This is a genomic window from Amycolatopsis sp. NPDC049252 (assembly GCF_043197175.1).
Taxonomy (GTDB): Bacteria; Actinomycetota; Actinomycetes; order Mycobacteriales; family Pseudonocardiaceae; genus Amycolatopsis.
The window spans coordinates 39,062-57,411 of record NZ_JBICSQ010000018.1; the positions used below are offsets into that span (position 1 = coordinate 39,062).

At 70.5% G+C, this 18,350-nt stretch carries 19 protein-coding genes; 7 read left to right on the forward strand and 12 right to left on the reverse strand.

The genetic code is table 11. The features are described from left to right. Positions 1–42 precede the first annotated feature (42 nt). On the forward strand, positions 43–618 hold the full coding sequence (locus tag ACGFMK_RS21250; protein WP_392765646.1) for a TetR/AcrR family transcriptional regulator: 576 nt from the start codon (positions 43–45) through the stop codon (positions 616–618). A gap of 851 nt (positions 619–1,469) precedes the next feature. Here the strand turns inward: ACGFMK_RS21250 and ACGFMK_RS21255 are convergent. Continuing rightward, complete coding sequence (locus tag ACGFMK_RS21255; protein WP_392765648.1) at positions 1,470–2,048, reverse strand: TetR/AcrR family transcriptional regulator; 579 nt, start codon at positions 2,046–2,048, stop codon at positions 1,470–1,472. Between the two features lie 70 nt (positions 2,049–2,118). On the opposite strand from ACGFMK_RS21255, the gene ACGFMK_RS21260 reads away from it, so the two are divergent. Further along, complete coding sequence (locus tag ACGFMK_RS21260; RefSeq protein WP_392765651.1) at positions 2,119–3,663, forward strand: FAD-dependent monooxygenase; 1,545 nt, start codon at positions 2,119–2,121, stop codon at positions 3,661–3,663. Between the two features lie 227 nt (positions 3,664–3,890). On the opposite strand, the gene ACGFMK_RS21265 is transcribed toward ACGFMK_RS21260, so the two are convergent. Genes ACGFMK_RS21265 through ACGFMK_RS21285 form a run of 5 tightly spaced genes read right to left on the reverse strand, consistent with a single transcriptional unit; the run spans position 3,891 to position 7,722 of the window. After that, positions 3,891–4,433, reverse strand: a complete 543-nt coding sequence (locus ACGFMK_RS21265; protein WP_392765653.1) for an SRPBCC family protein — start codon at positions 4,431–4,433, stop codon at positions 3,891–3,893. A 22-nt stretch (positions 4,434–4,455) separates the two neighbouring features. Continuing rightward, positions 4,456–5,685: a cytochrome P450 gene (locus ACGFMK_RS21270; RefSeq protein ID WP_392765655.1), complete on the reverse strand. Its 1,230-nt coding sequence runs from the start codon at positions 5,683–5,685 to the stop codon at positions 4,456–4,458. Continuing rightward, positions 5,682–6,896 (reverse strand): NAD(P)/FAD-dependent oxidoreductase, encoded by a 1,215-nt coding sequence (locus ACGFMK_RS21275; RefSeq protein WP_392765657.1) that lies wholly within the window; start codon positions 6,894–6,896, stop codon positions 5,682–5,684. The genes ACGFMK_RS21270 and ACGFMK_RS21275 overlap by 4 nt, the downstream gene beginning before the upstream one ends. Continuing rightward, positions 6,893–7,087: a ferredoxin gene (locus ACGFMK_RS21280; RefSeq protein WP_392765659.1), complete on the reverse strand. Its 195-nt coding sequence runs from the start codon at positions 7,085–7,087 to the stop codon at positions 6,893–6,895. Before ACGFMK_RS21280 ends, ACGFMK_RS21275 begins: the two co-directional genes overlap by 4 nt. Beyond that, positions 7,084–7,722: a VC0807 family protein gene (locus tag ACGFMK_RS21285; RefSeq protein WP_392765662.1), complete on the reverse strand. Its 639-nt coding sequence runs from the start codon at positions 7,720–7,722 to the stop codon at positions 7,084–7,086. The genes ACGFMK_RS21280 and ACGFMK_RS21285 overlap by 4 nt, the downstream gene beginning before the upstream one ends. A 191-nt stretch (positions 7,723–7,913) precedes the next feature. On the opposite strand from ACGFMK_RS21285, the gene ACGFMK_RS21290 reads away from it, so the two are divergent. Both ACGFMK_RS21290 and ACGFMK_RS21295 read left to right on the forward strand, forming a co-directional pair. Further along, the gene (locus ACGFMK_RS21290) at positions 7,914–9,026 is read left to right on the forward strand and encodes a sensor histidine kinase (protein ID WP_392765664.1); all 1,113 of its coding nucleotides are present in this window, start codon (positions 7,914–7,916) and stop codon (positions 9,024–9,026) included. Beyond that, positions 9,023–9,694, forward strand: coding sequence for a response regulator (locus ACGFMK_RS21295; protein WP_392765667.1), 672 nt, complete (start codon positions 9,023–9,025; stop codon positions 9,692–9,694). Before ACGFMK_RS21290 ends, ACGFMK_RS21295 begins: the two co-directional genes overlap by 4 nt. A gap of 357 nt (positions 9,695–10,051) precedes the next feature. Here ACGFMK_RS21295 and ACGFMK_RS21300 read toward each other — a convergent pair whose 3' ends face one another. Then, positions 10,052–11,446: an MFS transporter gene (locus tag ACGFMK_RS21300; protein WP_392765669.1), complete on the reverse strand. Its 1,395-nt coding sequence runs from the start codon at positions 11,444–11,446 to the stop codon at positions 10,052–10,054. 201 nt (positions 11,447–11,647) lie between these two features. On the opposite strand from ACGFMK_RS21300, the gene ACGFMK_RS21305 reads away from it, so the two are divergent. Then, complete coding sequence (locus ACGFMK_RS21305; protein WP_392765671.1) at positions 11,648–12,220, forward strand: TetR/AcrR family transcriptional regulator; 573 nt, start codon at positions 11,648–11,650, stop codon at positions 12,218–12,220. Positions 12,221–13,036: 816 nt separating this feature from the next. Here the strand turns inward: ACGFMK_RS21305 and ACGFMK_RS21310 are convergent. Then, complete coding sequence (locus ACGFMK_RS21310; protein WP_392765673.1) at positions 13,037–13,894, reverse strand: PaaX family transcriptional regulator C-terminal domain-containing protein; 858 nt, start codon at positions 13,892–13,894, stop codon at positions 13,037–13,039. A gap of 119 nt (positions 13,895–14,013) precedes the next feature. On the opposite strand from ACGFMK_RS21310, the gene ACGFMK_RS21315 reads away from it, so the two are divergent. Continuing rightward, positions 14,014–15,315, forward strand: a complete 1,302-nt coding sequence (locus ACGFMK_RS21315) for an MFS transporter (protein WP_392765676.1) — start codon at positions 14,014–14,016, stop codon at positions 15,313–15,315. Continuing rightward, positions 15,312–16,673, forward strand: a complete 1,362-nt coding sequence (locus tag ACGFMK_RS21320) for an alpha/beta hydrolase (protein WP_392765679.1) — start codon at positions 15,312–15,314, stop codon at positions 16,671–16,673. Before ACGFMK_RS21315 ends, ACGFMK_RS21320 begins: the two co-directional genes overlap by 4 nt. A 313-nt stretch (positions 16,674–16,986) precedes the next feature. On the opposite strand, the gene ACGFMK_RS21325 is transcribed toward ACGFMK_RS21320, so the two are convergent. From ACGFMK_RS21325 to ACGFMK_RS21340, 4 genes are read right to left on the reverse strand one after another with little or no spacing between them, the layout of a single operon-like run. After that, positions 16,987–17,241 (reverse strand): SDR family oxidoreductase, encoded by a 255-nt coding sequence (locus tag ACGFMK_RS21325; protein ID WP_392765681.1) that lies wholly within the window; start codon positions 17,239–17,241, stop codon positions 16,987–16,989. After that, complete coding sequence (locus tag ACGFMK_RS21330; protein WP_392765684.1) at positions 17,238–17,432, reverse strand: SDR family NAD(P)-dependent oxidoreductase; 195 nt, start codon at positions 17,430–17,432, stop codon at positions 17,238–17,240. The genes ACGFMK_RS21325 and ACGFMK_RS21330 overlap by 4 nt, the downstream gene beginning before the upstream one ends. 15 nt (positions 17,433–17,447) lie before the next feature. Then, the gene (locus ACGFMK_RS21335; RefSeq protein WP_392765687.1) at positions 17,448–17,735 is read right to left on the reverse strand and encodes a putative quinol monooxygenase; all 288 of its coding nucleotides are present in this window, start codon (positions 17,733–17,735) and stop codon (positions 17,448–17,450) included. A 1-nt stretch (position 17,736) separates the two neighbouring features. Continuing rightward, the gene (locus tag ACGFMK_RS21340) at positions 17,737–18,168 is read right to left on the reverse strand and encodes a DUF6640 family protein (protein ID WP_392765689.1); all 432 of its coding nucleotides are present in this window, start codon (positions 18,166–18,168) and stop codon (positions 17,737–17,739) included. Positions 18,169–18,350: the final 182 nt, after the last annotated feature.

The window sequence follows — 18,350 nt, forward strand, 5'->3', positions numbered from 1 at the left end:
CCTCCACTGGCGTCTCTCTTTTCCAATGGATAAACTGTCGGAGTGAGCCTGTCAAGCACGGAACGCAACGGCGACGCACGCGAGCGTCTCCTGGCCCGGCTTCTCGACGCCTTCGGCGAGGCCCTTCCCGCGCCGGAGGTGTCGCTCCGTGAGATCGCCGCCAGGGCCGAGACCAGCCACGCCCTCCTGCGATACCACTTCGGTTCGCTTCCGGGCGTCTTGGCGGCCATGCTCAAGGCGCAGCGGTCCCGGGACAACGAGGTACTGCTCGAGGCCGCCCGGCAAGGCACCTTCGAGGACCTCGTCCTGGCGATCTGGCGGACCTACACGCGCCCGGAGCAGCTGTCGCGGGTCCGCGGCTTCTTCCACGTCGTAGGGCTCGCCGCGTACCGCCCCGAGGACTTCCGCGAGTTCATCGACTCGCTCGACGACCTGACCAAGATGCTGGCCTCGCTCGCGGAACGCGAAGGTCTCGACACCGAGGAAGCGCTGACTTTGGCCACCGTCACCGTTGCCGCGATACGCGGCCTGCTCTTGCAGGAGGTGCTGACGCCGACAGCCCACTCGAAGGACGCGGTCGCCTTGATCCTGCGCATGGGCAAGCGCGCGTCGTCATAGGACTCGCGAGTGCGACCGGCTGGATGCGTCGCATCCCCTTGCGGCAGCAGGTCCGACGAGAGCGCCGAAGCGTTCGGTGCCGCGACGATCACCCGACTCTCGAGCGCGGGTCAGGGCGGCCCAGGCGTCTTCGGTGAGTTCGTCGATCTTGGCCATCGATGCCGCAGAGCTGGAGACCTTGATCGCCCGGATCGACGCGGGGATCCGTCCGCCGTGCCGGGCCGCGGCTCGCAGATCTTGGGCCGCCGCTGCGTCATCAGCCTGGTAGAGGCGAACGGGCAGCCAGCTGATCGGCGTAGCCGGTCGTGTTGTGAACCCAGCCGGGAACGGCCCGCCCCCACTTGTCGGCCGGCAGTCGCGCGGCCTCGCCCGAGACACCCCCTGGTAAGCCAGGACCGACTTGGGCCAGGGCGTCGCCCAGATCCACTTGGGCGACTGCGTTCGACGCGCGACGAGGTGCACCGGACGCCGTTCGCAATGCCTCGAGCGTGACCGCAAAACCGCTGCTCAACCCGCGCTCCTCCCCGTAGCGTCACCACCAGACCACACTATGATGCGGTCCGGGCCGATGCCGCTCCCAGACCGCCGCGAGTTGAGTAGCTCTACGCGGCCGCGGCCATCTGCGAAGGCCGACGTCGTGGCCGCAGAGGAACCGGGTCCGCCGGATGCGGAACTCATCGGGCGGGAGGTGACCTCGTCCCCGGTGAGTGGGGTGGACACAGTCGGGCGGTCGCGCCCGCGCAGGGAGTGACCCGGCCTGCGCGCTGGTTCTTCGCCGGCACCGCAGTCACCTGCTCGGGCGAGCTTCGTGGTGCGGGCGGACGGGGCGGTGGGGTCACCTGAGAAGCAGCTCAGCGTGGTGCGGCGCCCCAGCCGTGTTCGAGGATGGCGAACGCGACTTCGACGGTGCAGGCCGGATCTTCGGCGCGGATCGCGAGTGCCGAGGTTTCCAGCGCGAAGTGGGCCAGTGCGGCGCATCCCGGATCGGTTTCGGGTGCGCCGGTTTCGGCGGCGAGGACGCGGCTGAGCGCGTCCTCGTGCCGCATCCACATTCGGCGCCAGTACTCGCCGAGCGCCGGCGTGCTACGCACGAGGGTCGCGAATTCCGACGCCCCGTCGTCGGCGGCGCCGCGCTCGACGCGGGCCAGCGTGTGGTCCCGCAGCGCGGCGAGCACTGAAGTGCCCGACGCGCGGTCGCGCACAGCGGCGATCAAGGCCTCCTCGATGTCGGCGTCCCGGTCGAAGACGAGGGATTCCTTACTGGGGAAGTGTTTCTGCAAGGTCGTGGTGGACACGTCGGCGGCGTCGGCGATCTCGCGGACGCCCACGTTGTCGTAGCCGCGTTCGAGGAACAGCCGCAGGGCCGCGTCGGCCAGCGCCTGGTGGGTAGCCGCCTTCTTGCGCTCCCGCCTGCCCATCCCGGTAGTCATGGATTGACAATATCACTAGTTGTACGGTGTACTCAGTTGCACCGTGCCACTTTTACTTCGAGGAGTCCCCATGACCACTCACGTTCCGGTCCTGATCAGCGGTGGCGGCATCGCCGGACTGACCGCCGCCCTGCTGCTGCGCCGGGAAGGGGTGCATCCGGTGCTGGTCGAGAAGCACACCGGTGTGTCGCCGCAGCCGAAGGCGCGCCGGTTCAATCCGCGCAGCACCGAGGTGTTCCGCCTGCTCGGCCTCGCGGCCGAGGTCGCCGAGGCGAGTGCGCCGTTGGCGTCGTTCACCGAGGTGCTGGCCGGTCCGACGCTGGCCGCGGCCCAGGTCCGTGAACTGGGCGGCACCATGCGGCAACGGCGGCAGCAGCAAGCGAGGATTCCCGAGCTGAGCCCGGGTCCGAACGTCCTGTGCCCGCAGGTCGTACTGGAACCGATCCTGCGCCGGGCCGCCCGGGAACGGGGCGTGTCCGTGCGGCTGGGCACCGAACTGGTGTCCTTCGCCCAGGACGACGAGGGGGTGACCGCGCTGCTGAAGCCCACGGACGGCGCACCCTACGAGCTGACCGCGGACTACCTGATCGCCGCCGACGGCGCACGCAGCCCCGTCCGCACTGCCCTGGGCATACCGCGCAGCGGGCACGGCCACCTCGCCGACAACCTCGACCTCTACTTCCGCGCCGATCTCACCGAGCTGGTGCGGGACAAGCCGTTCAACCTGTGCGAGATCGACAACCCGGTGGCCTCGGGCGCCTTCCTCTCGGTCAACGGCACGGACCGGTGGCTGTTCTCGACGGCCGACTTCCCCGAGGCGCACACGCTCGGCGACGGTGACTGGCACGACCTGCTGCGCATCGTGATCGGCGTGCCCGATCTCGACGTCGAACTGCTCAGCCGGTCGCCCTGGGAGTCGGCGATGCGCGTGGCCGACCGGTTCCGCGACGGCCGCGTCTTCCTGACGGGCGACGCCGCGCACATGATGCCGCCGATGGCCGCGGCCGGAGCCAACACCGCCATCGCCGACGCGGCCAATCTCGCCTGGAAGCTCGCCGCCGTCGTGGCCGGGCAGGCGGCGCCCGCCCTCCTCGACACCTACGAGGCCGAACGCCGCCCGGCCGGCTACGCCATCGCCGAGGCCTCCAGCACCGTCCGCGGGCACGTCGGCGACATGCTGGCCGCCTACACCAGGCCCGACAGCCGGCACGACGACCTCCTGGCGACGATGTTCGGCACCCAGTACACCGACGGCGCGTTCGTACCCGACGGCCGCGATCCCGCGCCCGTGGACCACTACGCCCCGGCGGGCCGCCCCGGCACGCGCGTACCCCACGCCTGGCTCGACGAGGAAACGTCCACTGTGGACTTCGCCGGGCCCGGTCCGACCTTGCTCACCGGCCCGGACAACGGACGCTGGATCGCCGAAGCAGATCGTCTCGGGTTGCGCCTGGCCACGGTGTCGCACCCCGGGTGGCTCGCCGAGGTCTGCCTGCCCGCCGACGGCGCTCTGCTGCTGCGTCCGGACGTCATCGTCGCCTGGCACTCGGCATCCGGCACGCCGCTCGCCGAAGCGGTGACGCGAGTCCTCGGCACCGTGGCCGTCCCCGCGTAGCGGGCAAATCGGCTCCAGCGGAACGCCGTCGGCTTCGACGTGCTGTGCGGTCACGATCCAGTCGTGCTGGTAGCCTTCGCAACGGTCAGGGGCAACGATCGATCTGGCGGTCGAGCCCGAGGAACGGGGCAGCGCTCATGACCCTCGAACGGGAAACCGGCCGGTGCCGTGCGTGGTCATGGGGGACAGCAACCGCAACGACAAACGATCAGCCACAACCAAGATCATCATCCGAGTTCCGAAGCCAGCTCCATCAATGCATTGGCACGGAATTCCTGAGCGGCCCGCGCCTGCCGCACCGCAAATTTTCGCACCAGCACAGGAACGGTCAGTTCAATCGAATCCCGAATTTGAGTGCCGCCGTCAACCTCCGCGATTTCGGTTTCAATACGTACTGATATTCCACCCTTGGCGGTGACATCGTATGCTACACACTTATCGGCATCGGAAGAAACTTCGATGCGCAACAAGTTGTTTCGACGGATCGAACCCAAGACCTTGATTCGTTCGACAGCGGTGAACGTGGCAGACTCGTCCAGACGGTGAACATCCCTGACTTCGGTCACGAAAGGGTTCAGGTTGACATAGTGCACCGGGTTGCGAAGGTACGCGGCAACCCAAGCAGGCGTGGCCGAGATCGTGAACCGCTTGACGAGCAACTCGGTGGACAATGCACAACCTTTCGCGGGGGGCACGCTCTTTGAATCGCGCCAGTCTTCAGGTCGATCCCATTGACTCGCCACAGCTTTGCCGGTGAGCGTTCTGGGCATATGGTTGCACACCTTGGCAGGGTCACGCCGTGGTGAACCGCTGCGCCGACGCGCCGACCGCCACGCGCAGCTCGGCCGGGCCGCGCAGGATCGTGTTCGGCCGGTACGGCGGAGGATCCGCGACCAGCCGCGGGGCCGCCAGTCGCGTCGCGATCGCGGTGAGCGCGGCCTGGCCCTCCATGCGGGCCAGCGCGGCACCCAGGCAGTAGTGGACGCCGCTGCCGAACGCGAGGTGCCGGTTGTCCGGGCGTTCCGGCCAGAACCGGTCCGGGTCTGCGAACCGCCGCGGATCGCGGTTCCCGGCGGCCAGCAGCAGGAGCACCCGGTCGCCCTCGGGCACGTTCGTGTCGCCGATGCGCACGTCGGCCGTGGTGAGGCGGCTGGTCAGCTGCACCGGTGGGTCGTAGCGCAGGACCTCCTCGACGACGGCGGGCGCGAGGTCGGGGTCGGCGCGCAGGCGAGCGAGGACGTCCGGGGTGCGCAGCAGGGCAAGCGTGCCGTTGGCGATCAGGTTCACCGTGGTCTCGTGACCGGCGATGAGCAGCAGGCCCAGGGTGGTCGCCAGTTCGACCATGGTCATGCGCTCGGCCGGGTCGCCGTCGGTGAGCAGGCCGGAAATCAGGTCGTCGCCGGGTTCGGTGAGGCGCTGCACGATCATCGGCGTCAGGTAGGCGCGCCAGTCCTCGCGCGTCTTCGCGACGTCGGCGAGCTCTTCGGAGGTGAAGGACTCCGGTGGGTCGAGCGCGCGGGTCAGGCGCGCGGCGAAGCCGTGGAACACCGGCTCCTCCGACCGCGGTACCCCCAGCAGTTCGCAGATCACCGCGACGGGCAGCGGGTAAGCGAGCGCGGACACCACGTCGAGCTCGCTGGCGCCGTCGAGACCGTCGACCAGTTCGGTGACCAGGTCCTCGATCTTCGGCCGCAGGCCGAGGATTCGCGGCACGAACTGGTGCATCGTCTGCCCGCGCAGGGTGTCGTGGTGTGGTGGGTCCTGCCGCAGGAACGGGCCGCGGAACGGCTGGCCGTCCGAGCCCAGCGGCGTGTCCGGGCCGAATTCCGCGGGTTCCTGCGCGGACAGCCGCGGATCGCGCAGCAGCCGGCTGATCTCGGCGTGGCCGCCGACGGCCCAGACGTGGTCGTCGATCCGGTGCACGGGCTCGCGCGCCAGTTCGGCGAACTGCGGGTACGGGTCGGACCGGTGCGCGGGGTCGAGCAGGCGGCCGTAGGGAACGGCTGCGGGGTAGGGGGTCATGCCACTCCTCCGGGGACGGTGACGAGTTCGGGCGAGTCGGTGGCGCCGATGGCGGGCGGGAACGGGGCACGTTCGGCGATCATGGCCGCGTAGCCGTCCAACACCCGTGGCGAATCGACCGCCACGGCGCCGACGGTGATCCCGCCGCGGCCGTACACGGCGACGAACGAACGGCGTTCGAAGGAGCCTTGGGCGAGCACGACGTCGTCGGCGAGCTGGGGCAGGCCGATCGCCTTGATGTTGAGCCCGAACTGGTCGGACCAGAACGCGGGCAGCGCGGTGACCTCTCGCCGGGGACCACCGCACAGGTTGTGAGCGGCGACGTCCGCCTGGTCGAGCGCGTTGCCCCAGTGCTCGAAGCGTCGTGGCGGAGCCGCGAACCGCGGGTGCCGCCACCGCGCGACATCGCCCGCGGTGTACACCCCGGGGATGACGGCACCGCCGGTGTCGAACACCCGGCACGCGGCATCGCAGTCCACTCCGGACGGGCCGGCGGACACCCCGCTGCCGAGCAGCCAAGCGGTGTGCGGCACGGAACCGGTCGCCATGACCACCGCCTCGGCATTCAGGCGGGTGCCGTCGGAGAGCGTCGCGAGGTCGCCGTCGAGCCCGGACAAGGTCGTCCGAGTCCGCAAGTCGACACCGTGGGCCCGTTGCCGGGTTCCGAGAGCTGCCCCGACGGTGTCGCCGAGCACGCTACCCATCGGCGTGGCGCCGCGGTGCACGACCGTGACCGGCAGCCCGAGCTCGACGCAGCTCGACGCCACTTCCGAACCGGTGAACCCGGCGCCGACGACCAGCACCCGGCTCGGCCCGGCGGCGAGGGCTCGCCGCACCCGGTCGGCGTCGTCGCGCGTGCGGACGACGTGCGTGCCCGGCGGGCCGGGGCGGGCACCGGCGCCGGTGGCGATGACCAGGCCGTCGAATCCGATCCGGTCGGCGCCGGCCAGCACCTCGCGGGCGGTCAGGTCGAGCCCGGTCGCCGGGCAGCCGAGCCGCCAGTCGGCGTCCAGTCCCCGGGCGACGGGGAGCTGCAGGTGGTCGGTGCCCAGCCGGCCGGCGAGCACCGCCTTCGACAGTGGCGGCCGGTCGTAGGGTTCGTGCGGTTCGGCGCCGATGATCACCAGCTCTCCGGTGAACCCGTTGCCGCGCAGCGATTCCGCCGCGCGCAGCCCGGCGAGCGAGGCACCGGCCACGACGATCCGCTTCACCGGTCCTCCCCGATGGTGACCGCCCCGACGGGGCACGCGAGTGCCGCACGGCGCACCTCGCGGGCGGCGGCGACGTCCGGCACGTGGTCGTACTCCAGTGACTCCTCGCCGCGGAACCGGAACACGCCGGGGGCGGCGAACACGCACTGGCCGTAGCTCTGGCAGCGGTTGAGGTCGACCAGCACCTTCACGACCGCACCACCATCGCCACGGACTTCTTCCGCGAAGACGTGGCGAGCAGCGTCCACGGCACGAGCCCGACGTACACCGCGACCATCAGAACCTGCGAAAGACCGGCGGCGATGTCCACCGGCAGCAGGTAGATCGCGGCCACGCGCACCAGCGAGTCCGCCAGCAGCGCGCTGCCCCAGACCAGGGAGATCCGATACCAGTGCGCCTGTCCACCCGGCGCGTCCGCCGCGGCCCGGAACTGCTCGGTCCGCCCGGAGGACCGGGCCATCCGCTCCGCCGCGTAGTAGGCGAACGGCCGGCGGACCAGGCAGCTGCCGGCCATGACCAGTCCCGCGAGCAGGGACGTCGCGGCGTCCTTGGCGAGCAGCAGCCGCGCGTCGCCACCGACGAACGCCAGCACCAGGCTCGCGCCGAACAACAGGAGCAGGAACACCGCGAACGGCTCGATCCGCCGCTGCCGGGCCACGACCCACAGCACCCGCAGGCCGGCGGCGACCGTACCGATCAGGAGCGCCTGGTAGGTGCTCGCGCCGGCCAGGCCGGCGACGAAGTACGCGGCCACCGGCATCCCCACGTCCAGGGCCAGCGTGCCGATCAGGGTGCGCGCGGCCGACGCTTCGACAGCTCTCCACATTCGGTTTCTCCTTGCTGGAAAGGTTTTCTGGTGGTGTCCGGAAACCTACGGACCGCGCGGCGCCGGGTCTTGCACCCGCGGTTCGAGCGCGGGTGGAGATGCCTCTCCACCCGGACTACACCGGCGCTCTCACTCCTGACGGGCGCGTTGCCGGTAGGTTTTCCCTGACGGAATCGAAAGCGGAGGCAGCGATGAACGCAGCGGCGCCGGAACGGAAGCCCGGGCCCGTGCGCGTCGCTGACGAGCAGACCCTGGCCATGCCGCCGGACACCTTCCGCGACCAGTTGCTCCGGCCGTTCCTGATGCTGTTCGCGATCGGCGGGACCATCGCGTGGTGGCACGTCGTGCTGGCGCCCGGCGTCGCACTGCCGGTGTTCGCCGTGGCCTGTGCGTCCGCGATCATCACCCTGTTCCCGTTGCGGCGGCTCGCCATCGGCTGGCACGTAACGCTCTTGTCGATCGCGATGCTGTCGGGCGCGGTGCTGCTGCCGCTGACCGAGCACACGACGAGCGGGCCGTTCTTCGCTTACCTCGCGGCCGGTGCGGCGGGCGGCCGACTGGCCTCCCGCCGGATCGCGGTCGCGATCGCGGCGGCCGGCGCCGTGGTCGCGACGATCCTCGCGGCCGTGACCGGAGCGCTGGCCCCGGCCGCCGCTCCGTGGCCGTGGTGGCTGGCGCTGACCGTCGCGCTGCCGGTGTACATCGGCGTCGCGCAACGGGACCGCGGCGTGGCGCTCGGGCTCGCCGAGCGTGGCCGCATCGCGCGGGAGATCCACGACGTGCTCGGGCACTCGCTGTCCGGGATCGCGCTGCAGCTGGACATGGCCGAGGCTCTGCGGGAAAGCGGCCGCGGCGACCAAGCGGACGCGGCTGTGCGCAAGGCCCGCGCGCTGGCCGTCGACAGCATGGCCGAGACGCGGCGCGCGGTGCACGCCCTGCGGCAGGGGGCGTTGCCGCTGACCGAATCCTTGCGTGCGCTGACCGAGGACGTGACGATTTCGGGCCGGGCCCGGGACGTCGGCACCGAGGCGGCGCACACCGTGCTGCGGACCGCGCAGGAAGCTGTGACGAACGTGGCGAAGCACGCCCCGGGCGCGACTGTGTCCCTCGGGCTTGCGTACCGCAAGGACGGTTTGCGGCTGACTGTGCACAATGGACCTGCCACCGGGGAGCGCACCGACCTCGCCGGGGGCACCGGGCTGGGGCTCGTGGGCATGCGCGAACGCGCCGCGCTGCTCGGAGGAACTCTCGAAGCCGGACCGGACGGCGAAGGCTGGACCGTGGAATTGGAGCTACCGCGATGACTCCCGCACCGATCACCCTGGTCGTGGCCGACGACCAAGCCACCGTACGGGAGGCGCTCGTGGTGATGCTCGATCTCGCCGCCGACGTGAGCGTGGTGGCGGGCGTGGCCGACGGCGAGGCGGCGGTGCGGGCGGTCGAGGAGCACCGGCCGGACGTCGTGCTGATGGACCTCACAATGCCCGTGCTGGGCGGGGTCGAGGCCACCCGGCGCATCCGCGAGGCCGAGCCGGACATCGCCGTGCTGGTGCTCACCACGTTCGACGACGACGAGTCCATCCTGGCCGCGCTGCAGGCCGGCGCCACCGGTTACCTGACCAAGGACGCCGACCGGGCGACGATCCTCAACGCCGTGCGCACCGCGGCGCAGGGCCAGACGGTACTGGCTCCGGAGGTCCAGCGCCGCCTGCTGGCCCTGGCGACGCGCTCGGCCCGGCGCCCGCGAGACGACTTCGGTCTCACCGCTCGGGAACGCGAGATCCTCGGCTTGATCGGAGAGGGCCTGCGGAACCCGGAGATCGCGGCCCGGCTGGTGATCTCCGAGGCGACGGTGAAGACGCACATCAACAACCTGTTCGCGAAGGCCGGGTTCCGCAACCGCGCCGACGCGGTCCGGTACGCGCTGAACCCCGGGCGTCAGCCGGACGTACGCGGCCGGCCCTTTCCCTGATGTCAACGGGACTTGCCGGTTCAGGAGGCCGACGGCTCGGCCGGTCGTTGCTCCGGCGCGTCGGGGTCACGTGTCATTCTCGGGGCGAGACCGGCGCAGGGCTGACGATCGACGGTCGAGGGCAAGCAGGACCTCCTGGTGCGCGAACTGCTCGTCCACCAGGCCGGGCAACGGGGTACCACGCACTGGTGGTGGCCGCGCTGAGAGGGGGAGCCGTGCGCCGCACCGTCCAGGAGCACTCCGCCGAACGGCTCCAGGCTCCGCTGAAGCTCCGTTGCCGTCGATGACCGGATCGGGGAAGAGCGGTGTGCCCCTTGCGGTCGTCTCCCGCAAGCGTTCCGCAGGGGGCGTTGACGATCACCGGACTTCTTCCCGGACGGGCTTGAGCAGCAGCGCCAAGGCGGCGGTGATCAGGCTGACGACGGCAAGGGCGTCGAAGGCGATGCGGTAGCCGTCCACGACGGCCGCGTTCCCGCCGCTGCCGCTGCGGTCGGTGACGGTGGCGGCGACGGTGACCAGCGCGGCCAGGCCGAGCGCGGCCCCGAGCTGCCGGCACATGTTGAGCAGCCCGGAGGCGATGCCGGCGTCGCGCGGGTCGACGCCGCCGGTGGCCGCCACGATCGCCGGCATCATCGTGAGGCTGGTTCCCGCGCCGACCACCAAGGTGGGCAGCAGGACCGGGGTGACGTAGCCGTGGTGCACGGGCAGCTGCCCCAGCCAGGCCAGCCCCAGGGCGGCGGCGACGGCGCCGACGACCAGCAGGCGCCGCGCGCCGATGGCGGGGATCAGCCGCTGCGAGAGAAGCACTCCCACGCTGATGACGGCGACCATGGGCAGCAGGGACAGTCCGGTGCGCAGCGCGCTGAGTCCCTCGACCTGCTGCAGGTAGAGCGACAGGAAGAACAGCGGAGCGGTGAGCACGACACCCAGGCACAGGGTGAGGATGTTGCCCATGCGCACGGCGGCGCCGGAGAAGATCGCCAAGGGGATGAGCGGTTCGGCGCTGCGGCGCTCGATGGCCACGAACGCCGCGAGCAATACGACGCCGGCGATGAGCGCGACGACCACGCGCGGGGCTCCCCAGCCGCCGTCCGGTACGGCCGAGACCCCGTAGACGATCGCCGCGGCCGACAGGGTCACCGCGATCGCGCCGGGCACGTCGACGCTCGAGCGGCGGTGACCGGTCTCCGCCGGCGCGAGGCAGACCCGGCCCGCGATCAGCAGGCCGACGCCGATGGGGACGTTGACCAGCATCACCCAGCGCCAGCTCACCGACGCCAGCAGACCGCCGACCACGATGCCGGCGGCTCCGGCGCTGGAGGCGGCCACGCCCCACCAGGTCATCGCCCGCCTGCGCCGGGACGGGCCGGAGTGGCTGGCGGTGATCAGGCTCAGGCTGGACGGCGCCAACGCCGCCGCGCCCGCGCCCTGCACGACTCGCGCGGCCAGCAGCATCCAGCCGTCCTGGGCCAGCCCACCGGCCAGCGACGCCACCGAGAAGACGGCCAAGCCGATCTGGAAGACGCGCCGGCGGCCGAACAGGTCGCCGGCGCGCGAGGCGCACAGCAGCAGGCCGCCGAACGTGACCAGGTAGCCGTTGACCACCCACTGCTGGGCGCTGGTCGACAGGCCCAGGCCCGACTTCATGGAGGGCAGGGCCACGTTCACGATGCTGGAATCCAGGACCACCATGAACTGCGCCACGCAGGCCATGGCGGTGATGGCCGCGAGGGCGACGCCGCGTTTGGCCACCCCGTTCGAGGGGTCCGCCGGCGCGGACGGCCCTGCGTCCGGGGTGGGTAACGGGGGTGTTCGGTGGGGCACGGCTGTCTCCCTGAGTTGCCGGATAGGCTATCCACCAATCGTAGGCCGATACCGGATAGGCTGTCCACCATGGCGGCGTGCAGGCTGCCGGGCAGCGTCGCGGCGTCGGCACGGTGAGCGGAGACAGTGATGGAGACGGGTAAGACGGCGTTCCCCAACCGGCGGGCGGCCGCGCAGCGCAATCGCGCCAAGATCCTCGACGCGGCACGGGCCGCGTTCGCCGATCCCGCGGCCGAAATCTCGATGGCCGAGGTCGCTCGCCGCGCCCAGGTGGGCATGGCCACCCTCTACCGCAACTTCTCCGGCCGCCAGGAACTGCTGGAAGCGCTCTACGCCGACGAGGCCGACCAGATCTGCGCCGCCGCCAGGATCGAGCCCGGACAAACCCCCGAGGCCGCCCTCACCGCCTGGCTGCGCCTGCAGCTCGACTTCATCCCGCACAAGCGGCTGATCATCGCCGAACTGCTGGAGCACACCGACCGCGACGACATCACCAGCCACCGGGCCCGCGCGATCGAGGCGGGCCGCCCCCTGCTGACGGCAGCCCAGAAAGCCGGACAGGTCCGCGCCGACGTCACCCTCGAGCAGATCTTCGACCTGATCGTCGCCATCGCGAAGATCAACGGCTCACCCGGTTATCTGCGACCGCTCTTCGAGACCGTGCTCGACGGCCTGCGCCGACCGCCGGCCCGAGCCGGCTGACCGAGCACGGGCCTGCCGGCACGCCAACGTGCCGTCCTGACGACTCGGTCAACAACGCACTCAAACGAGCTCACGCCACGCTGGAACGGCGAATCCCGCCGAGCGGGAACGGACGGATTCACCACCTGCGCCCGCCTCGCCGGCTGAAGAGGCACTTGTGGCGAAGAGCCAACCGGCATTCGTACTTGTCTGCGCTCGGGCAGCGATGGCATCCGGCGTGGGAAGGGGCTTGTGGTCCTCACCTCGGCCGGCGATCGAATCGGCGCTGTGACCCGTTTCGGCAACAGCGTCCTTCCGTGGTTCGTTCTCCCGCGGTCCCATCCCGGCGACTGGCCGCCCTGCTTTCAGCCCGCTTCCCGGAAGAGAAATGAGAAAAGCTGACCATTGCCGGCGGTTCACCATCCACCGGAAGCGCCAGTGAGAGTCACGTTCAGTGAGACGCCGGAATCGATGCCACGGTCCGGGCAGGCGGTTGTCGGAAGCCGCGCCTTCTCGATCAACCGCGGCGAACTCGCGCGCGGCTTGGTGCCACCGCGTCGTCATCGGGCCCGGATCAGGGCACCGGGCTCGGTCTGCCGATCGTGGCAGACGCGGCGCGGGTGTGGGGAAGCAGCCCACGCTGGTCCGGCGGCAAGATCGTCCGGGCGGTGCTCGCCACCGGGCAGCGCCACTCATGTCGGCACGCAGCAAACAAGACGACCAATGTGTCTACTAAGGACTATGTCCGGTGATGGAGGGACGGGCGACGAGGGGACAGTCCTGATGAAGCCTTGCGCTCCTGCCCCAAGGGCGGTCCCTCGGCCAGGCTTGGCGGGGTCAGTGGTCGCTGGCCTGTTTGTCGGTGATCGTGTCGAGGATGCCGGCCGCGATGGCGCGAGCGGTGGGCTTCAGCTCGGTGCTGAGGGCGTAGAACAGCTCCTGCGCGGATTCGGCCGGCCAGTCGCTTGGCAGGTGCTCTCGGGGCAGGCGCGGGTCGCCGCGAATCGTCTGCAGCCAGTCGGACTCCAGGAGCAGGTCGCGGGCGAGGCGGTCCGGCGCCTGGGTTTCCGGGTCCTGCCAGCGGGCCAGGAACGCCCGGTAGTGCTCGGCGAGCCGGTCGATGTCCCAGGCTTCCCGGACGATCTCGGTGACCTCGGTGGGCGGCAGCGTGCGGGCCTGGAACACCCGTACGTGGCCCTGGGCGTCGAGACCGTCGAGCAAAGGGACCGTGTCGATCTTTCCCGGCGCGATCCACAGGCCGCCCTGCAGGCTGCCGAAACCCGCCCAGAGCAGGCGTGAGCGCAGGGCGTGCCGCTGGCGCTGCCACGACTCGGGCATCGAGAACCCGAGCAGCGTCCAGGTGCCGTCCCACTGCCGGTTGACCGCTCCGGCCCGCCAGATGCGCTGCTCGCCGTCGTGCAGGATCGCCCGCGACCGTTCGGTCAGGCCGACGTAGACGTGCCGGCCGCGACGCACCCGGTGCAACAGCCCGCGTCGCGCCATCCGGCTGAGCGTGGAACGGGTGGCGTGCTCGGAGATCCCGGCCCGCTCCAGCACGTCGAGCACGCTCGCGGTGGCGACGTGGATCCCGCGGTCGAGGACGTGGCCGCCGAGGAAGGTCAGCAGCAGCGTCTGGGGACGCGGTGCGTCGGCGCCGAGCTCTTCGGCGGCGACGGGGACGGCCAGGTCGGTCACACCGCGAGCATAAGCCCGCCTTGATGTTGGGCAGAGTGTTGACGGCGGTAATATAAGTGCTTAACGTTCGTCGCGGCGTGACGCGGGTCACGCGGGTCGGCGACGAGGCAGGACACGCGATGGCAGAAAACCTCCGGTCGCGCGCGCAGCTGCGCCGCGCGGTGTTCTCCAGCTACTTCGGCAGCGTGATCGAGTACTACGACTTCCTGCTCTACGCCACCGCCTCGGCGGTGGTGTTCAACAAGGTCTTCTTCTCGAACCTGGATCCGGCGATCGGCACGATCGCCAGCCTCGGCACCTTCACCACCGGCTACCTGGCGCGGCCGATCGGGGGGATCGTCTTCGGGCACTTCGGCGACCTGCTGGGGCGCAAACGGATGCTCGTGATCACGATGACGATGATGGGCGTCGCCAGCACGCTGATCGGCGTCCTACCCACCTACGCGCAGATCGGCGTGTGGGCGCCGGTGCTGCTGATCGTGCTCCGGGTGCTGCAGGGCATCGCCGTCGGCGGCGAGTGGGGCGGCGCGGTGCTGATGTCGGCCGAGCACGCGACCACCCGCCGCGGGCTCTGGGCGAGCTTCACCAACGCCGGCGCGCCCAGCGGGATGGTGGTCTCCACCCTGCTGCTCACCCTCATGGGCGCGGTGACCACCGACGCACAGTTCCTCGCGTGGGGCTGGCGCGTGCCGTTCCTGCTCAGCGTCGTCCTGCTGGCCATCGGCCTGTTCGTCCGGCTGAAGGTGGACGAGACCCCGATCTTCGCCGCCACCTCCAAGCGGGCAGGCACCCCGCTGCTGGAGGTGCTGCGCGGCCATCCGAAGAACCTGCTGCTGGCGATCGGCGTGGGCTTCGGCGCCTTCGTCGCCCAAGGGACGCTCACCACATACGTGCTTTCCTACGCCGTGCACGCGGGGTTCCCGCGCCAGACGGTGCTCAACGCGATCACGGTGTCCTCGGTCGGCGCGGTGTTCGCCATCGTCGGCTACTCGGCGCTGTCCGACCGCGTCGGCCGCCGTCCCGTCGTCATCGCCGGGGCGGTGGCCACCGGCATCGTCGGGTTCCTGCTCTTCCCCCTGATCGACAGCGGCTCGGCGGTTCTGCTGACCCTCGCGGTCGTGCTCGGCCAATCGGTCGCGCACCCGGCGATGTACGGACCGCTGGCCGCCCTGTACACGGAGCTGTTCTCCACCCGCACCCGCTACACCGGCGCGTCGCTCGGCTACCAGATCGCCGGGCTCGGGGCCGGCATCGCGCCCGTGGTGTTCGCGGCGCTGGCCGGGACGGGCACGGGCGTGATCTCCGCGGTGATCGCGGCCTGCTGCCTCGTCACGGTGGTGTGCGTGCTGGTCCTGCGCGAAAGCCACCGGGTCGACCTGGCTGATCCGGCTGAGGCGCGAGCGGTGGGGGTCGAGCGATGAAGTGGCGTTCCGGTTTGGTCTCCTTGACGATCACGACGCTCCTGGCGGTGGCCCTGGCGCCGGCCGCGGACGCCACCGAAGCCGGGCACCACACCGGGCAGCTGCCCGACGGCGCGACCTGGGTGGCGGACGTGCCGGAGTCGTGGAACGGCACGATCATCCTCTACAGCCACGGTTTCGGACCGCTCGCCGCGCAGGACGCGCCGGACGCGGCGACCGCGGAGGCACTCCTGGCCGAGGGCTACGCTCTCGTCGGCTCCTCCTACTCGGGACCGTCGTGGTGGGCACTGGAGTCCGCGGTCGGTGACCAGTTCGGCGCGCTGGCCGCGCTCGAGGCGAAGATCGGCGCGGCGAAGCGCACCCTCGCGTGGGGGACGTCGATGGGCGGACTGGTCAGTGCCCGGGAGGCCGAGGATCCCCACCGCCGAATCGACGGCGCGCTGACGACCTGCGGGCTGGTCGCGGGTGCGCTCAACCTCAACGACTACCAGCTCCACGGCGAGTACGCGCTGTCGCACCTGCTCGCTCCCGAGCAGGCGATCAAGCTGGTCCGCTACGGCAGCCAGGACGAGGCCGCCGCCGCGGCCGCGACCCTGTCGGAGGTCACGAGCGACGCCCAGGCCACCCCGGCCGGCCGGGCCCGGATCGCGCTCGCCGCCGCGCTCATGAACGTGCCCACCTGGTACACCGGTGCCGCGCCACCCGCGCCCCGGGACTACGAAACCCAAGAGGCACAGCAGGAACAAACGCTGGCCGGTTTCGTGCTCGGCTTCGTCATGACGGGCCGCTACCAGATCGAGCTCGCCGCGGGCGGGAACAGCGCCGCGACCCGTGGCACCGACTACCGGGCGCTGCTCGGCAGCAGCAGCCACGCGCAGCAGGTCCGCGCGCTCTACCGGCGAGCGGGGCTGAACCTCGATGCCGACCTGGCGAAGCTGAGCCGTGACGCGGACATCACGGCCGACCCGGGTGCCGTGGCCACGCTCACCCGGACGTCCATGCCGACCGGACGCCTGCGGGTGCCCGAACTGGCCATCCACACCGTCGCGGACCAGCTGGTGGCCGTGGAGCAGGAGAACTGGTACGCGCGGCGGGTGGCCGTGGCGGGGACCGGGCACCTGCTGCGGCAGGCCTTCGTCCGGGCCACCGGGCACTGCGCCTTCCAGCCCGCGGAGACGATCGCCGCGTTGCACGCGCTCGAAGCCCGCGTCTCGACCGGCCGCTGGGGCGATGGTGCCGAACCCGAGCGGCTCAACGCGGCCGCTGGAACCGGGCGCTACGTGCGGTTCCGGGTTCCTCGTCTCGTCGGCGCGGTAAGCATCGGAAGAGGGACCGGGGGAGTGCTGGTCAGGGAGTGACAGCGTGCTCTGCCTCGGCTTCCGCGCAGGGGCAAGGTAGGCAACGCCATAAGTCCATGGAAGTGGCGTCGAGGGGCGGGTCAGCATCCCCGACCTGGCCCTCGGCGCCTGTCTCGCGGCATGCGGAACGCACTCGACGAGCCGAGATCGTGGCGCCGCACCATCGGGTGACTGTCGCTCACCCGGACCCTATTTCATTCGTCGCTGTTCGCGGGACGGGCAGTCACCGGCCGGCTGCGGGCCACCACCGAAACACCTGGCCCGGCTGAATCCCCCGCAAGTCGTGACGAGAGGGACTCAGCCGGCTGCCGGTTCAATAGTTGGCCCGGCCTCCTGAGGCGTCGAACACCGCGCCGGTCGTGAAACCGCACGACTCGCTCACCATGAAACAGCTGACGTCGGCGATCTCCCGCGCGGCCGCGATGCGTCCCATCGGCACCATGCGTTTCATCTTCTCGATCGCGTCGGCCGGGACGTCGTTCACCATGGCCGTCTCGGTGGGTCCGGGGGTGATGGTGTTGACGGTCACGCCGGACGGGGCGAGTTCCTTGCCGAGGGTCTTCGTCAAACTGATGACACCGGCTTTCGAAGCGCCGTAGGCGGCTCCACTGTGGTCCGGGCGGTCTCCAGCTTGCCGGCGTCGAGATCCCGCAGTGCGACTTGGCCTCCCTCGGCCGCGATCTGCTTGGCGACGGCGAGGCCGATCCCCGAAGCGCCGCCCGTGACGACGGCGACGCGGTTTGCGAATCCATCGTTCATGGTCATCTCTCACCGTCAGGCGACGACGCGGGTGTGCTGGACGGCAGCGGGCCCCGCGGGGTACGGGCTGATCGCCTTGCGCCAGCGGGCGTAGTGCTCGGTTTCGCGGTAACGCTCGTGGGCCGCGAGATCGGTCCATTCCACGAGCAGCACGAAATTCGCCGGGGTCTCGACCCCCTGGGTGAGGCGGACCGAAAGCACTCCCTCGGTGGCCTCGAACCCCTCGCTGTTGGTGACGTGCGCTTCCGCGAATTCTTTCTCGGTGCCCGGCTTCACGGTGATCTGGGCGATTTCGATGATCATGTCAGTACTCTCCGTTGTGGTTGATGCGGCGGCGCTCCAGCAGGTAGCCGGCGAGGACGAACCCGAGGCTGGGCAGGGTGGTCATGAGCTGCGGCCAGGTGTTCTTGCCGGGCGGGTCGACGCTGGAGATGCCCGGGTAGCACGCGACGGACAGCTGGGTGAGGCCGTACATGCTCGCGATGACGGCGGCCGCGTCCAGCGACGCGCGTGTCTGGTTCGGTTTCCACAGGTAGTGGAGGACCGCTGCCCCCAGCGCGACGCCCATGCTCATGGTCTGCGCGTTGTGGAACTTCGCGTGCGGTGGCCAAGACGGGTTGTAAATGTGTGTTTCGTTCCAGTCGGCTACATAAACGCCGACCGCGGTTCCCGCCGCGGAAATCGAGATGAGCACCTTTCCCCACGGGAACTTCCTGCGGTTGCGATCTGACACCATGGTCCCCTTCGAATGTGCGGTCGGACCCGTGAATCTCGATCTCGAAGGACCGGGTGACCCGGAACCTCCGAGGAGAAGAGCGCGACTGCGGTATTCATGATGTCGCGGGGGGGCGACATACGTGAGGATTTAAATTACAACCCAAAGAACATCAAAAAAAAGAGGCGCGCCCGGGCAGCCGC